The following is a 15397-nucleotide window of genomic DNA, read 5'->3' on the forward strand; positions in this document are numbered from 1 at the left end:
AACAAGGTTTTTCTGGCACAAGTGAAACGTCGTTGTCATACTTCCAGTCCTGTATGAAAAATAGTCACTTTTACCGTCATGGACCGATGCGCGTGGTATGAAACGCTTCCTCCTGTCTATCCTTGCGTTACTGTTTGACGCAAGCGTCCTGAGCGCCCCTGCAGTGGCCGATCCGGCCGTTCGGATTGCGGTTCCGGACATCACCAGTCTGCTGACCGAAAACGGCGACGGTGTTTACCAGAAAATCCTCTATCGGGCCCTGGATGGTCTGGACGTCACAGTGAGTGAAGAGTTCTATCCCTACAAACGGGCGATGCTGGTGTTCGAGCAGCGGGGCGCCGACTGCATCTATTCTTTTACCGAAGTTCTCGAGCGGCGGCTGGGGGAAGACGCCGTTGTCGCGAGTTTTCCCCTCGGCAAGTTCACTTACTATCTGTTTACCCCGCCGGGTGACGAGCCCGTCAGTGCTTTGTCCAAACTGGAGGGCAAAACCGTAGGGGCGGTCATTGGCCATGAGACCTATCTGGATGGGGTTCTGGAGGCTCACAATGTCGATGTGGTCTGGTCCAAGAGTGATGCCCAGAATCTGGCCATGCTTGAGCATCAGCGATTTGGCGCTATGATCGCTGCCGTTCCCGATGTGCGTCCGTTCCTGGACAAGCTCAGCTACGATCCTGCAAGTCCGCTGCTTGAAAGTTATGACCGGCTAACCTGTCACAACACACAAGCCAACCGGCAATTCCTCAGAAGCCTGTCGGCCGAGATGAAGCGCCTGAAAAACGCCGGCGTCTATGAACAACTGGCCGGAAAGCTCTATGTCGAATTTGAAGAGCCGGCCGCCGCGGCTGAACCTTCTTCCCTGAACTGAGACTTCGGTTACGCATCTCCGCTTGTCTGTTACACGGCAGGTCGGTAGCTTAGGCTCCACGAAAGCCAACCCAGGCAGATCCTCCAGAGGGTGATTTGTTTCATGAGGTCTTATCCAGCCCGCTTGTTGATCAGTTTCCTGCTCCTGCTTGCAGCTCCTCTTGCAAACGCCAGTCTCAGACCCAGTGTTGTTTTTCTGTCTCCGGACGACTCCCGTTTCTGGCAACTGGTGGCCGGTTTCATGGAGGCGGTGGCGGAGGATCTCGAGGTAGACCTGGAGGTTCAGTACGACCGGGAGAGTCATCGATTCAGCTATCTTCGCATGGCGAAGGACGTGCTGGGCCGTGACGAAAAGCCGGACTACCTGCTGTTCATGTGCAAGGAGAATGTCACCGAACCCATGCTCAGGCTCGCGGATGGGGCGGGGGTAAAGGCGTTCACTTTCAATACCGATGTGCCTGACGCTGCCCGAGCCAGCATCGGTATGCCGCGAACCGTCTTGCCAGGCTGGCTGGGCCATCTCTCTCCGGACAATATTGCTGCCGGCCGCACACTGGTAACGCTGCTGGGCAAACAGGCCGAACAACTGGCGCTCGCCCCCCGAACCAGCATCCCCATGGTGGCCCTCTCGGGAACGCTGGATTCCTCTGCTGCCAAGGATAGGGATCGGGGGTTACTGGCGGCTGCCGTCCAGCAGCGCAGTGAGCTCCTGCAGCTGGTATACGCCAACTGGAGTCGTGAGCTGGCCAGGGAAAAAACAGAAGTCCTGCTGGAGCGCTATCCGAACACTGCCGCTGTCTGGAGCGCGAGCGATGGCATGGCACTGGGGGCCATTGAAGCTGCCCGGAATGCCGGCCGGGTCCCGGGGCAGGATCTGCTGGTGGGCAGTGTCGACTGGCAACCCGAAGCCCTGGATAAAATTCGGTCCGGGGAGTTACTGGTCAGCCTGGGGCGGCATTTCATGGGTGGTGGGCTTGCCTTGCTCCTCCTGCATGACTACCACAATGGCCGGGACTTCGATGATATGTCACCGGACTATGTGTTCCGCTACAAGCTGGAACCGGCAACCCGTGACAATATCGACCAGGTACAGCGCATTGCGGATCCGGAGAATTGGGGCAGTGTTGATTTCCGACAGTTCAGCCGTGTTGGCGAGTCTGAGACTGCGAAGGCCGTGCCTGACCCTGATGCCGTGCTGGATGCGATCACCGGAGCGCTGACAAGGCAGGAAACGGGCTCGGTAGCGAGCAGGCTCTAGGGCCTCGATATATCCTGCTCGAGACTCCCCTTGGGCATGTCAGGTTCTTCCTCGTCCTCGAAGAGATGGCCGTAGGCCTCACGCACACCGGAGACGATGAATTCGTGGGGCACGTCGTCGAACAGGCCGTGGTCGTTCACATACTCCATGTGCGCATGACCGTCCTCGGTATACTCCTGAAACATGGAATCGTGCACCCCGTCGAATTCCAGCGGTTCCACCTTCATCAGCTCGCACAGTTGCCGGTTGAACGCAGGGGTCGCCTTGACCCATTGGCCGTTCAGGAACAGCTCGATGTAACCGTGCATTCGGAAGATGTCCGACTGCAGCCATTCGATCAGTTTCGGACTTGAGAGATGATTGCGCACATCGGCCAGCCCAAGCCGGCTGGGAATGCCAATTGAGCGAGCTGCTGCCCCCAGAAGAACGGCCTTGGGGATGCAGTAGGTTTCGCCGCTTTCCAGGGCATAACTGGCACTGAACGTGTTGGCATCAGTCCGGAACACGTAAGGGTTATAGCTAATACTGTCGCGAACGGCGAGATAGAGCGTCTTGATCTGCTCCACCGGCTCATCAGGAACACCCTCCAGCTGTGACTCAATCCAGGCGGCCAGCCGGGGGTGGTCATAGTCGAAAAAGGCGGTGGGCTGGAGATAGCGTTCCATAGTCATCGGTCCGGTTTCGGGATCAACTTCTGATCCTGCTCAATTGGCAATCGTCAGGCAATGGCGGTATCCGCCAGAACCATTGCCGAAAATGCTCACAGAATTCGGTTTGCAGCCTAAAGCTCTCGCATTAATTCGTAGGTGCACATATTGACCGCCGATGCCAGGTTCAGGGATTCGATCTGGCCCTGGCCTTGAATGCTGTAGGGCGCCGCCTTCAGATGGTCGAGAGCTTCGCGCGGCACACCCCGGGCTTCGTTACCAAACAGATAACAGTCGTGCTGGCGGAAAGCCTGCGATGTCATCGAACTGCCATTGAGGTCCAGGCAGGCAAGGCTCTGGTATCGGTCGGCAAGGCTGGCCAGATTAACGTCGGTCTCAAGAGGCACGTGAAAGATCGCGCCCATGCTGGCACGCACCACCTTCGGGTTGAAGGGGTCGACACTGCCAGGGCTTAGCAGGCACCGGAAACCGCCGAACCAGGCCAGAGTGCGCAGTATGGTACCCAGGTTGCCGGGGTCCTGAACCTCGTGCAGATAAATCGCTTTTTCCCCGGGTACCGGTTCCGCTGGGCACTCCGGGATGGGCACAACCGCCAGAATCCCCTGGGGTGTTCGGGTGTCGGCAAGTTGGGCCATCTGGCGATCGCTAATGACATGGGTTTTGAACGGGCTCTGCCAGTGCTCATAGGATCCGCTGACGTAAAGCTCCGAGGCCTCAAGGGCGGGTTGGCGGGTAGCGGCTTTCTGCAGCTCAAGAATCAGGTGTTCACCCTCAACGAGGTAGTGGCCAAACGACTGCCGGTATTTTTTCTGGTGCAGCTTTTTGATGTCGGCCAGATTCACGAGGGGAGTCTCCGGTGAGGTGGGCTTGGTCGGTTCTGAAAAATCACAGAATGCTGGCCGGATTGTACGTGTGGCCAGCCCGGTTGTCAGGGTTTTGCCGCGGCCCGGCGCGGCACGTACAATGAGCGCTTGGCTTTCCCGTTCTGAAGAGACCCCATGGCCCGATCCAAAAGCAGTAACCGCTGGCTCGAAGAGCACGTCAACGACCCCTTCGTGAAGCAGGCGCAGGTGGATGGCTACCGCTCGCGTGCCAGTTACAAGCTACTTGAGATCAACAAGAAGGATCGGCTGATCCACCCCAACATGGTGGTTGTGGATCTGGGCTCCGCCCCCGGTGGCTGGTCCCAGGTGGCGGCCAAACTGGTGGGCCACAAGGGCCGTGTCATCGCCTCCGATATCCTGCCCATGGATGCCATTGCCGGCGTCGATTTTATCCAGGGTGATTTCACCGAGAACGACGTGTTTGAATCGATCATGGCCACCCTGGGCGATGACCCGGTCGACGTGGTGATTTCCGACATGGCGCCGAACATCAGCGGCGTGACCGTTGCCGACCAGGCCTCGTCCATGTACCTGGTGGAACTGGCGCTGGACATGGCAAGTCAGGTGCTCAAGCCCAAGGGCAGTTTCCTGGCCAAGGTGTTTCAGGGCGAAGGGTACGACGAGTACCTGAAATCCGTACGCGCCGTCTTCGACAAGGTGGTGGTGCGAAAGCCGGATTCCTCCCGCTCCCGCTCCCGGGAAGTCTACGTCCTCGGCAAGGGCTTCAAGGGCTGATTCAGCCTGCAGCCCGGTCGAATCCCTGCATCACGTTCACCGCATTGACGCCGATGGCGTCGACGTCGTAACCGCCTTCCATGGTAAATACCGTTGGTAGTCCAAGCTGTGCGAGGCGCTGGCCCAGGGTCAGATAATCGCCGGAGCTCAGTTTGAAGAACGAGATCGGGTCTTCTTCGAAGGTATCGACGCCCAGGGCAACTACCAGGGCGTCTGGCTGGAATGACTGGATCCGCTCGCAGGCTTTCTCCAGCCCCTGACTCCAGACACTGTATGGCGTGTTGGGCGGGTAGACAATGTTCAGGTTGTAGCCTTCGCCTGAGCCCTCGCCAATCTCGTCTTCGAAGCCCAGAAAATGGGGAAACACCAGGTCTGGATCGCCATGCAGGCTGATGGTCAGCACGTCGTTGCGATCATAGAAAATCGCCTGGGTGCCGTTACCGTGGTGAAAGTCCACATCCAGGACCGCGACCTTGCCATAACCCTGGTCGCGGAAGGCCTGGGCCACGATGGCGGCATTGTTGAAGAAACAGTAGCCACCAAAAAGGTCGGCGTGGGCGTGGTGGCCGGGCGGGCGGCACAGGGCAAAGGCGGCGCGTTCGCCTTCGGCCACCAGTTTCTGGGCGGTCAAGGCCACGTTGGCGGAGGCCCGGGCCGCTTCCCAGGTGCCGTCCGAAATCGAGGTCTCCGCCGCAAAGCTGTAGTATCCTAGCCGGCCGTCGACGTCTCTCGGTAGCCGGTGGCGCATGCCGCGCCCGGCCCAGACCGCCGGAATCGCCTCGCCCGGTTTGCCGGCCGCCAGCCAGTCCTGCCAGCAGGTTTCCAGGAAGGCCACATAATCGGCCGTGTGCACCCGTTTCACGGGCTCCAGGCCAAATTCCTCCGGTTCCAGAATCTCCCCCAGCGCCTGATCCTTCACCCTTGCCAGGATGGTTTCGGCACGGGAAGGCTTCTCGTGGGGTTCGATCAGCAGCCCACCGTCCAGTTCGGTTTTGACGTGTCGGCGGCTGTGCAGTGGAGAGAATACGGTTTTCATGGTCCTGGGTGGGTCCTTGCTGAATGACGTGTGCACTTTGGCACAGGGAGCTTGATGGCTCAAAGGCACTGATTGTGGCAGGCTGAAACTTTTTGCAGACAGAGGTGATTACCGATATGGCGACGAGCGACAGGCCGGTAAAGGATGATTGAGCTGATCGCGGACATGACCCTCGCCGAGGTGCTGGGCCAGGTGTGCGGTCTGGTAGCCTTGGGTTTCTGCATAGCCGGTTTCGCCAACAAGAACGACGACCGGCTGATGGTGCTGCTGATTTCCGCCAATGTGGCCTTTGCCCTGATGTTCGCGTTTTTCCAGAGCTGGACAGCGTCGGCACTGACGGTTCTGGTGATTTTAAGGATCGCCTTGGCCCGCAGGTACCAAGGCAACTGGGCCATTATGCTGGGCATGCTGGTGGTGAACCTGCTTGTCGCCTGGGCGACCTGGAAATCGATCACCGACGTTTTCCCCCTGGCCGCCGCGGTTTTCGGCACTGTGGGCATGTTCATGCTCCGGGGTATTCCCTTGCGTATCGTTCTCGGGCTGGCTGCCCTGGCGTGGATGCTCAACAACATCGTGATCGGCTCGGTGGGTGGCACACTGGCCGAGGGCATGGTGTTGGTCACCAATATCATCACCATCATCCGCCTCTACCGGCTTAAGAAGAAATACCCCGATTTCACCCCAGGCAGCTGATCCCGGGTGTCAGGCCAGCCGTTCCGGGCTCAGCTCTGGTGATGCAAGCTCACGGCTGGTCACACAGAGCGCTCCGCAGATTGCGCCGGCCCTCAGGCAGTCTGCCAGTTCGGCGCCTTGCAGGTAACGGTGCAGAAAACCGCTGAAAAACGCATCGCCGGCGCCGTTGGTATCGACCACCCCGGAGACTGGCATCACGGGTTGCTCCAGCCACCGTCCTTCCTTGTTCAGCAGCGTCGCCCCCTCCGATCCGTGGGTGCACACCACGAACTCCTTACCCCGAGCTATCAACCCTTCCATGGTGGTGCGGTAGTCCGGAAGATTGTCGCTGGACAGGAAGATGGCCCGCGCGGCGTCGATAAAGGGTTCGTGGTAGGAATTGTGGCCGTCGTAGTCGTGCAGGTCGGTCCAGATGGGCGTGCCTGAAGCCTTCAGCCACGGCAGGGCAGAGCGGGTGTAACCGAGGATGTTTACCACCGCCACGGCGCACTCTGCCAAAGCCTGTTGCGCCTGGTTCCAGTCCACCTGTTCCGGCTCCGGTGGCGGCTGGATGAACAGGGAAATACGTTTGCCGTCCGCGGACATCAGGTTCACATGCTGTTCGGTCGGGGCGTCGGTCTGTTCCGTCAGAAGACAGATCCCGGGGTGGCCGAGTGCGGCCTGAATCTGCTGGCCTTCCGGATCCCCGCCCAGCACTGTGTGAAAGACCACGGTTTGCCCAAGAGCAGCCAGGTTCAGGCTTTTGCCAGCACCGGTGCTGCCCAGGGCACGGTAGCTTTCCCTGGGCCAGATGGTCTGTGGCTCCGGCGTTGGCAGTGCCGGCAGGTGAATGATGGTATCCAGCGAGGCACCGCCGAGAATAAGGATCGGTTTTGTCATGGTGGTCTTGTCCGCAATCCGCTAGGAATTGCCATTGTAGGCGGGGTTTCGATTCTGCAGATCCTCCCTCCCACTACGCCCCCGGCAGACGACTGGCTGAAACAACCAGGGTCGGGGACCGCTTTGGCCAATTCCCGGGTCGCCAGGCCTGCGCTATCTTGATGACAGACCATTGATTATAAAAAGCGGACTGGAATCCGAGTGGGTAGGCAATGAGCAACCAGCATTTCGATGTACTGATCATCGGCGCCGGTGTTTCCGGCATTGGCATGGCGTGTCACCTGAAGCGCGAGTGCCCAGGGAAATCATTTGCCATCCTCGAGCGCCGGCAAGCCCTGGGGGGCACCTGGGACCTTTTCCGCTATCCGGGTATCCGGTCGGATTCCGACATGTTCACCTTCGGCTACAACTTCCGTCCCTGGACCGGCGGCAAGGTGCTGGCGGATGGTGCGTCGATCAAGAATTATGTGTCGGAGACCGCCAGGGAACACGACGTGGAGCGCCACATTCGTTTCGGGCTGGCGGTCAAGACGGCAGACTGGTCGGGCGTGGACAAATGCTGGAAGCTCACGGCCCTGAACGAAACAACCGGTGAAACCGAGCACTACACTGCCAACTTCATGGTCGGGTGCACCGGTTACTACAATTATGATCAGGGCTACAAACCGGACTTTCCGGGCGAAGGTGATTTCCGCGGCCAGATCGTGCATCCCCAGCACTGGCCCGAAGATCTCGACTACACGGGCAAGAAGGTGGTGGTTATCGGCAGCGGCGCAACCGCGATTACCCTGGTGCCGACCATGGCGGAGAGGGCCGCCCACGTGACCATGCTCCAGCGTTCACCCACTTATCTGATGCCTCTGCCGTCGACCGACAAGGTCACTCTGGCCTTGCAAAAGGTCCTGCCCGAGAAGACCGCCTACCGGCTGACCCGGGCCAGGAATATTTCTATTTCGCGTTTTCTCTACCAGCGTTCCAGAAAGAGCCCGCAGTTCATGCGACGGCTGTTCCTGGGCATCATCAAACGCAAGGTTGGCGACACCGCCGACATGCGGCACTTCACGCCGGATTACAATCCCTGGGACCAACGCCTGTGTGTGGTGAAAGACGGGGACCTTTTCCAGGCCATGAAAGCCGGCAAGGCCTCCATCGCCACTGATCATATTGATCGCTTTACGGAAACCGGCATACGCCTGAAGTCCGGCGAGGAACTGGCGGCGGATATCATCATTCCGGCCACCGGCCTGGATATCCAGATGCTGGGCGGAATCCGACCGACCGTGGATGGCCGGGAAGTGGTGATGAAAGACAAGATCATCTACAAGAACGTGATGGTAGAGGGCGTGCCCAATGCCGGCATGATCTTCGGCTATACCAACATCTCCTGGACACTGAAGGTGGATATTGCCGCCGAGTACCTCTGCCGGTTGATGAACCTCATGGACAAGCGAGGGTATCGCACCGTGGTAGCCCGTGATACCGAAAACAGCCGGGGCGAGGATACCGTCCTGGGCTCTCTCAATTCTGGCTACATCCATCGCGCTGCGGATCGCCTGCCCCGACAGGGTACCCATGGGCCCTGGAAATCGTCCCAGAATTACCTGGAGGATGTGAAAATCTTGAGATTCGAGCCGATCGAAGATGGCTATCTGGAATTCGATGGCAAGCGGACCCATGCGAGTCACAAGGAATCCGGTGGTTTCCTTCGGCCTCTGCGCTCGGCCCTGTTCGGGGCCTGAGCACGGAAGCCGTTCAGGCTCTTAAGTCATTCCCTGCCAAGGTACGCGGCTTGAATGGCAACCCATTCCTCGGATTCGGTCACTCGCAGTATCTCCTGGGAAACCGGTGCCCGAATTGGACTGCCCTCGGGCAAGGCCAATGCATAAAGCTGCTCTGCAAATACCCCCGGCAGGATAGTCAGCCGCTTCTCGCCCAGCTGCTGGTTGCGGTACTGCATCAGCGGCCGGTCGTAAACGATGGCATCGCTCTCGCCGTCGGCAACCGAGGTCATGGCAGCAGTGAGGTTGGGGTAGGTTTGATAGCGAATGCGCTCTTCTTCCAGATAGCGCTGGCTGGCAGTCTGGCCAATGGTGGCGACAATTTTTCCTGGCAGGTCCCCAACGCCCTCGATACCGGTGCGCAGGTTGCTGACGGTCAGAGAGGAGGTGATGGCCGCCGTGAAGCTGGCGACCATGATCAAACCGGCAAACATCCACACCAGGGCAATCAACCGGCCCGGGAAAGTAACTGGAGCCTTGTCTCCGTAACCGACGGTGGTCATGGTGACAGCCGCCCACCAGAAGCTTGAACCGATCCCTTCGGCCGCAGAGCCCCCGAACTGTTCCGGATTTCGACGTCGCTCAACCAGCCAGAGCAGGAAGCCGACGGCCAGGAGCAGAGCGCCGAGAGCCAGTACCACGCTTACGAACTGCCAACTGACCATGGCTCGCAGGCTACCGAGGAGGCTCTGCTCCGGCACCGGCGGAACTGCTATGGATAGACCGGTCTGATAGAAAGGGTGGCTGAAATCAAACCGGCCTTCGCGGTCTGCGGTCATGGTAAGGGCGCCGACGGCCACATCAATCTCGCCGTTTTCGGTGGCGTTCAACAGTTCGTTGAAGCTCATCGGTACCCATTTGAACTCCCGGTCAATCCCGGCTGCCACTTCCTGCCAGAGGTCAACGCTGATGCCTTCCCAGCGTCCGTCACCGTTCTTCATTGCAAAGGGCGGCACCTCGGTAATTCCGACCCTCAGAGGGGAGGTCTGGGCATGGACCTGGACTGAGATCGCCAGTGTGAGCAAAAAAAAACAAGTGAAAATCCTGTTTACCATAGCTTGTTGCGGCCCGTTTCGGTGCCGCGCTCCCTTTTAATTATCAACAGGTTATTCGAAGGCGGAACGAATCACGTCCCGGTAGTTACGGATTCGCTGCACATAATGCACTGGCTCGTAGCCCCGGGCGTATCCGTAGCGGGTGCTTGGGTAGTATCGTTTGTCCGCCTTGAGGGGTAACACCTCGGTCATGTCCTGCCAGGAGTCCGGATTCTTGTTCAGGGTCCTGGCGAGCGCGCGGGCATCCAGCAGATGTCCACGTCCGATATTGTAGCTGGCCAGGGCCAGGAACGTGCGGTCCGGCTCCGGAATGGTTTCCGGCAGGCGGCGGTGTCTGTCAGCCAGATAGCGTGCACCGCCATCAATGGCCGCCTCAGGGTCCAGCCGGTTGGTCACGCCCAGTGATTCGGCAGTGCGCTGGGTCAGCATCATGATACCCCGGACGCCAGTAGGCGATTTCGCGGCGGGATCCCAGTGAGATTCCTGGTAAGCCAAAGCGGCAAGCAGGTCGGCTGGCATGCCGGTTTTGGCTTCCGCTTCCCGGAATTGATCAATGAACTCCGGCAGCCGATCCTCAATTCGCCGGTTCAGCGCGCGCAGATCGACAAAATCGAAATCACCAATGTAGGAATAGTATCGGTTCTCCATCAGTCCGATGGCTTCATCGCCATCGACGCTGTTCATCCATTCATGGGCATCGTCTCCCAGCGCCTGCTGGTTCCTGGGCAGGTACCAGCCCAGGTTCCGACCGTCCGTCAGCGTCATGGCGACTTCCAGGTGCGGGAAATGCCGGCGCATCACCTGAACGATGTTGGAATCGGCCACGGTGCAGCCCACCTCCTGCTCGGCAACGTCCGAGAGAATCACCTCTGTGGTGCGGTCTGCATCCTCTTCGAATTCGATGCCGGGGTGTTGCTCGTTGAGCGTGTTCAGGGTTTCGACATAGCTGGAACCGGCAGTCACGACGATATCGGTGCCGGGGATGTCCTCGGGTTTGCGGGGCATGGGTCGCGAATCGCGATGGCAGACCAGTTGTTCGGTAATCTCGGTGTGGGCCGGTCCACGGGCAAAGCGTTCATCCCGTGAGGCCAGGTGAGTCAGGCCCGCTGCCGCCAGATGGGTGCTGCCGGACTCAAGCGCATCGAGAACCTGGCTGGTGGACTCCAGCATGGTCCATTCCACCTCCCATCCACGTTGCTCGGCATAGGCGCTGATTAGCGCGTGCTCGGGGCCGACGGGGTTTTCATGCCGATCCAGGTAATAAGTCGTGGAGCCGTTGCGGGTGGCGACTTTGAGAATGCCGGTTTCCGATGGCGGTTTGAGCTCTGCTGTCTGCTGAGTTGTCGTCTGTTGGCTATTGTTTTCACTGCAGCCGGCGAACAGCAGCGGCAAAATCAGAATACCGGGTGCGAACTTCCGTCGGGACATAGCAAACCTTTTTTGGTATTTTGGGATAATGTCTACGTATAAACACGTATCTCCCTATCATAGTACTCGCAATCTGCGCTTTCGGATTCCTCAATTCAGATCTGCTCGTCTTCTAACCCTCCTGAAAGCGCATTGCTGACTTGTGTTCTATGCTGAAATCCTCTGCAAAATCTCCGGAGGACACCATGCGCTGTATGTTCAGACTTGCCCTGATGACTTCAACTCTGCTGTTCGCAATGCACGCACAGGCGGCAGACGGGTTAGTCGCGGTCAAAAGCAGCCACGACGTCAAAGCCACGGCGGACAAGCTCGAGTCGGTGCTGAAGGAAAAAGGCATGACGGTCATGGCCCGGGTTAACCATCAGCAGGGCGCTGAAAAAGCCGGGTTGGAACTTCGTCCGACCGAAGTGGTTATTTTCGGCAACCCCAAAGTCGGCACTCCGCTGATGCAGTGCGCCCAGAGTGTCGCCATTGACCTGCCCCAGAAAGCGCTGATCTGGGCGGATGCCAATGGCGAGGTTTGGCTGGGGTACAACAATCCCGAGTACTTGAAAAACCGTCATAGCATTGAAGGGTGCGATGAGGTGCTCGACAAAGTGAGCGTTGCACTGGGGAATTTTGCCAAAGCGGCCACCCAGTAGATAAACCTCAGGCTGCCATCGGGAAATCGAGTCAGGATCATTCTTCCGGTTTGCGGATCTTCTCCAGGCCCCGGGCCAGAGTCGCCCGTGACAGTTCGCCCATGTGGGAATCGATTAATTGGCCCTCGGCATTGTAGAAAAGCGTGGTTGGTAAGCCACTGCTCCCCACGGCCCGGGCCAGTTGGGCCTGGTCGTCCCGATAGAGGTTGTTCAGGTTCAGGCGGTTTTCTTCCAGAAACGAACGGATGGTTTCCGGCTGTTCCCGCTGGTTGGCAAACACAAATGCGATATCCGGATAGATCTGCTGGGCCTCCTCCAGCACCGGCATTTCCCGGATGCAGGGTGGGCACCAGGTGGCCCAGAGGTTCACTACCAGGGGTTGGCCCGGAGCCAACTGGGACATGTTGATCGCTTCGCCATTGAGCGATCGTAGGGTAACGTCCGGCATGCCTCGGGCCTGTTGTTCGATCAGCGTGATCGTTCCTGCTGTGCCGGCCCAGAACAGGAAGCCAGTTAATGCAGCCGTGGCCAGTGGCCTGCGTTGTTCTTTCCTGCGCCACATCAAAAAACCGGTGAAGACGAGGGCGCCGATGACACCCCAGAGCACATCAAAACCGCCGTCCCGGATATCAATGATGCCCAGCAGGTCGTTCTGGTAATGCTCGAAGTAGCTGATCACGAAACCGATCCGGGCGCTGAGCATCGCTACCACAAAGATATCGGCCACCGATCCGGCCACCGGTACCCGGTACTTGCGGCCGAGTACCCCTCCAACCAGCAGAGCCAGGCCGAAGGCGATAACCAGGAGCAGGTGGCCGATGGACAGGCTCAAGGGACCGATGCTGACGCTCATTCCTGTTACTACCTTATAGAGATTCGTATCGGGTTATGGTGATCAGAACACTCTGACTTTGGGAAGTGCGCCAGGTTCCTTCGGATGCTTATTATAATCACCTATGGCTAATTGGCCGGGCCTCTGTTACTGTGCCTGCATCCTGCCTCTAGGGATTCCGCAGTTTAAGGCTTTAAGCCCGTGCGACCTTTCCATACGACCTGTCAGAGGACGTCACCCCGATAACGGCGCGTGACCGTAGTCGTCTTTCATTCCATGAATATTCATGGCATCTGCCCGCATTCGCCGAGAACGGTGGTCGTGGAGGCAGAATAATCAAGAGTTGATCTTATATGAGTTTTTCTTCACTCGGTTTGTCCGAGCAGCTGGTTCGTGCCACGTCTGACCAGGGTTATGACACCCCGTCTCCTATCCAGGCCCAGGCCATTCCCGCCGTACTTTCTGGCCGGGACGTGATGGCTGCTGCCCAGACCGGCACCGGCAAAACCGCCGGCTTTACCTTGCCCCTGCTGCAGCGTCTGGGTGAAAATCCGCGCACCGGCAAAGGTCCCCGCGCCCTGATCCTGACGCCCACCCGTGAACTGGCGGCGCAGGTTCATGACAGCGTGAATCTTTACAGCAAATACATTCCCACCAAGGCTGCCGTGGTCTTCGGGGGTGTGAAAATTAATCCGCAGATGATGAAGCTGCGCAAGGGCCTGGACGTGCTGGTGGCAACACCTGGCCGTCTGATGGACCTGTATCAGCAGAACGCGGTGCGCTTCAACGAAGTGGAAATCCTGGTGCTGGACGAAGCCGACCGCATGCTGGACATGGGCTTTATCCGCGACATTCGCAAAATTCTTGCGCTGCTGCCGGCCAAGCGCCAGAACCTGTTGTTCTCTGCCACCTTCTCCAACGACATTCGCAAGCTTGCCGAAGGCTTGCTGGATAACCCGGTGCAGGTAGAGGTTGCCGCTCGCAATACCACGGCCGAAAAAGTGAAGCAGTCTGTCTACCCGGTAGACCAGAGCCAGAAAACCGCGCTGCTGAGCAAACTGGTGCGGGACAACAGCTGGGATCAGGTGCTGGTGTTTACCCGCACCAAGCATGGCGCCAACCGCCTGACCCAGAAACTGGAAAAGGACGGCATCACCGCTGCCGCCATTCACGGCAACAAGTCACAGGGTGCCCGTACTCGCGCGCTGGCGGACTTCAAGGCCGGTGAAGTGCGTGTGCTGGTGGCCACGGACATCGCCGCCCGCGGCCTGGACATTAAACAGCTGCCCCAGGTGGTGAACTTTGAGCTGCCGAACGTGCCGGAAGACTATGTGCACCGTATCGGCCGAACCGGTCGTGCCGGCGAGAGCGGTCACGCCCTGTCCCTGGTCAGCGCCGACGAAGGCAAATTGTTGGCGGGTATCGAGAAGCTGATCAAGAAGCAACTGCCGCGTAAGGAAGTCGAAGGCTTTGAGCCGAAAAACAACCTGCCGCTCAAGCCCAAGGCAAAGGCCGATCCCAGCCGCGCCCGTAACCGGAATGGTAACGGCGGTGGCAATGCTCGGCCCGGCGGAAAGCCGAAGAGCTTCGGCGCCAAACCAGGTGGTCGTAGCGGTGGCCGTAGCCAGAATGGCGGTGGTCAGCGAAGTCGTCCTGCCCAGCGCCAGAGTGCCTGACGGGCTGATAAGCAGTGACTAAAGACGGAGCTTCGGCTCCGTTTTTCTGTTTTCAGACGGGCAAAAAAAGGCGGGGCCGGAGAAGCCCCGCATAGGAAAGCGCACCTCCCGCCAGCCAACAGACCGTGGCGACTGGCGGAGGCACGGGGATCAGAACTTGTAGGAAACGCCTACCATGTAAACCCAGGGGTCGATATCCACATCAATGGTGCTGGTATCAGCAACGGCATTGCCTGCATAAGCGTTGATGGTGGCTTCGGTGTCGATGTCGATCCACCAGACCGCTGCGTTGATACCCACGTTTTCGGTGATCATGTAATCAAGACCAATCTCGGCGGCCAGACCAAAGCTGTCATCCAGTTCGATGTCGGTGTCATTGATACCCGGGTTTCCTGCCACCGCATCATAGGTGGTGGTCAGCGTCTGGGTGGTCTTCTCTTCAAAGAAGTTGGTGTAGTTTACGCCGGCACCAACGTAGGGCTGGAATTTGCTACCACTGGGCATCGGGAAGTACTGCAGCGTGATGGTGGGCGGCAGGTGCTTGGTTTCTGCCAGCTTGCCAGTGCCACCCAGAGCTGCGCCGTCACCCTTGATGTCGTGCTTGAACGGAGTCGCCGCCAGCACGCCAACACCGATCTGGTCAGTCAGCATGTAGGTTGCAGTCAGGCCCAACTGGCTGTTGGAATCGACGCTCACTTTGGCGCCATCAATTTCGCCGAGAGCGTTGGAGTTCAAGTTGCTGCTGGAGGAATCCGGATCAACCGTTGCCACACCAACGCGACCAATAAAATCACCGGCTTCGTACGCCTGAACAGCCGGAGCTGCCGCCATCACTGCTGCAGCCAGAACACCAAGTTTGAATGTACGGGACATATCCATCTCCTTAACCTGAATCGTTGATGACTGCAGATTAATGACATCGGGAAATGGAAACTTGATTTAGCGCAAGAATGCCCGGGCAGTTGCA

At 58.7% G+C, this 15397-nt stretch carries 15 protein-coding genes; 7 read left to right on the forward strand and 8 right to left on the reverse strand.

All coding sequences use genetic code 11. The annotated features are described in order from the left end of the window. The first annotated feature begins 97 nt into the window (after positions 1–97). Positions 98–868 (forward strand): hypothetical protein, encoded by a 771-nt coding sequence (locus tag WA411_RS03005; protein WP_291904789.1) that lies wholly within the window; start codon positions 98–100, stop codon positions 866–868. Positions 869–970: 102 nt separating this feature from the next. Next, positions 971–2125 (forward strand): ABC transporter substrate-binding protein, encoded by a 1155-nt coding sequence (locus tag WA411_RS03010; RefSeq protein WP_136630134.1) that lies wholly within the window; start codon positions 971–973, stop codon positions 2123–2125. On the opposite strand, the gene WA411_RS03015 is transcribed toward WA411_RS03010, so the two are convergent. Both WA411_RS03015 and WA411_RS03020 read right to left on the reverse strand, forming a co-directional pair. Further along, positions 2122–2790 carry a transglutaminase-like domain-containing protein gene (locus tag WA411_RS03015; RefSeq protein ID WP_222465689.1) on the reverse strand — a complete coding sequence of 223 codons (669 nt, stop codon included), beginning with the start codon at positions 2788–2790 and terminating at the stop codon, positions 2122–2124. The genes WA411_RS03010 and WA411_RS03015 overlap by 4 nt on opposite strands. 116 nt (positions 2791–2906) lie before the next feature. Further along, a complete protein-coding gene (locus WA411_RS03020; RefSeq protein ID WP_291904785.1) occupies positions 2907–3635 on the reverse strand; it encodes a TrmH family RNA methyltransferase in 729 nt (242 codons plus the stop codon). 156 nt (positions 3636–3791) lie between these two features. On the opposite strand from WA411_RS03020, the gene rlmE reads away from it, so the two are divergent. Beyond that, positions 3792–4412: a 23S rRNA (uridine(2552)-2'-O)-methyltransferase RlmE gene (rlmE, locus tag WA411_RS03025; protein ID WP_069182353.1), complete on the forward strand. Its 621-nt coding sequence runs from the start codon at positions 3792–3794 to the stop codon at positions 4410–4412. Position 4413: 1 nt separating this feature from the next. On the opposite strand, the gene WA411_RS03030 is transcribed toward rlmE, so the two are convergent. After that, positions 4414–5448, reverse strand: coding sequence for a histone deacetylase family protein (locus WA411_RS03030; protein WP_291904784.1), 1035 nt, complete (start codon positions 5446–5448; stop codon positions 4414–4416). Between the two features lie 144 nt (positions 5449–5592). On the opposite strand from WA411_RS03030, the gene WA411_RS03035 reads away from it, so the two are divergent. Then, positions 5593–6141 carry a YgjV family protein gene (locus WA411_RS03035; protein WP_291904782.1) on the forward strand — a complete coding sequence of 183 codons (549 nt, stop codon included), beginning with the start codon at positions 5593–5595 and terminating at the stop codon, positions 6139–6141. A gap of 9 nt (positions 6142–6150) precedes the next feature. Here the strand turns inward: WA411_RS03035 and WA411_RS03040 are convergent, their stop codons facing one another. Next, positions 6151–7020 (reverse strand): carbohydrate kinase family protein, encoded by an 870-nt coding sequence (locus tag WA411_RS03040; RefSeq protein ID WP_291904780.1) that lies wholly within the window; start codon positions 7018–7020, stop codon positions 6151–6153. Positions 7021–7232: 212 nt separating this feature from the next. Here WA411_RS03040 and WA411_RS03045 point away from each other — a divergent pair, with 212 nt between their 5' ends. Beyond that, positions 7233–8759 (forward strand): flavin-containing monooxygenase, encoded by a 1527-nt coding sequence (locus tag WA411_RS03045; RefSeq protein WP_291904778.1) that lies wholly within the window; start codon positions 7233–7235, stop codon positions 8757–8759. A gap of 26 nt (positions 8760–8785) precedes the next feature. Here WA411_RS03045 and WA411_RS03050 read toward each other — a convergent pair whose 3' ends face one another. Beyond that, positions 8786–9853 (reverse strand): transporter substrate-binding domain-containing protein, encoded by a 1068-nt coding sequence (locus tag WA411_RS03050; RefSeq protein ID WP_291904776.1) that lies wholly within the window; start codon positions 9851–9853, stop codon positions 8786–8788. Positions 9854–9904: 51 nt separating this feature from the next. Beyond that, positions 9905–11281, reverse strand: a complete 1377-nt coding sequence (mltF, locus tag WA411_RS03055; RefSeq protein WP_291904774.1) for a membrane-bound lytic murein transglycosylase MltF — start codon at positions 11279–11281, stop codon at positions 9905–9907. Positions 11282–11466: 185 nt separating this feature from the next. Between mltF and WA411_RS03060 the strand changes: the two genes are divergently transcribed. Further along, positions 11467–11922 (forward strand): DUF302 domain-containing protein, encoded by a 456-nt coding sequence (locus WA411_RS03060; protein WP_291904773.1) that lies wholly within the window; start codon positions 11467–11469, stop codon positions 11920–11922. Between the two features lie 37 nt (positions 11923–11959). On the opposite strand, the gene WA411_RS03065 is transcribed toward WA411_RS03060, so the two are convergent. Further along, on the reverse strand, positions 11960–12775 hold the full coding sequence (locus tag WA411_RS03065) for a TlpA disulfide reductase family protein (protein ID WP_291904772.1): 816 nt from the start codon (positions 12773–12775) through the stop codon (positions 11960–11962). Between the two features lie 332 nt (positions 12776–13107). Between WA411_RS03065 and WA411_RS03070 the strand changes: the two genes are divergently transcribed. Next, positions 13108–14430: a DEAD/DEAH box helicase gene (locus WA411_RS03070; RefSeq protein WP_291904771.1), complete on the forward strand. Its 1323-nt coding sequence runs from the start codon at positions 13108–13110 to the stop codon at positions 14428–14430. A gap of 150 nt (positions 14431–14580) precedes the next feature. Here the strand turns inward: WA411_RS03070 and WA411_RS03075 are convergent, their stop codons facing one another. Next, complete coding sequence (locus WA411_RS03075; protein ID WP_291904770.1) at positions 14581–15303, reverse strand: OmpW/AlkL family protein; 723 nt, start codon at positions 15301–15303, stop codon at positions 14581–14583. Positions 15304–15397 lie beyond the last annotated feature (94 nt).

It is taken from the genome of Marinobacter sp. CH_CUG1437-1, from assembly GCF_037029655.1.
Lineage (GTDB): Bacteria > Pseudomonadota > Gammaproteobacteria > Pseudomonadales > Oleiphilaceae > Marinobacter > Marinobacter salsuginis.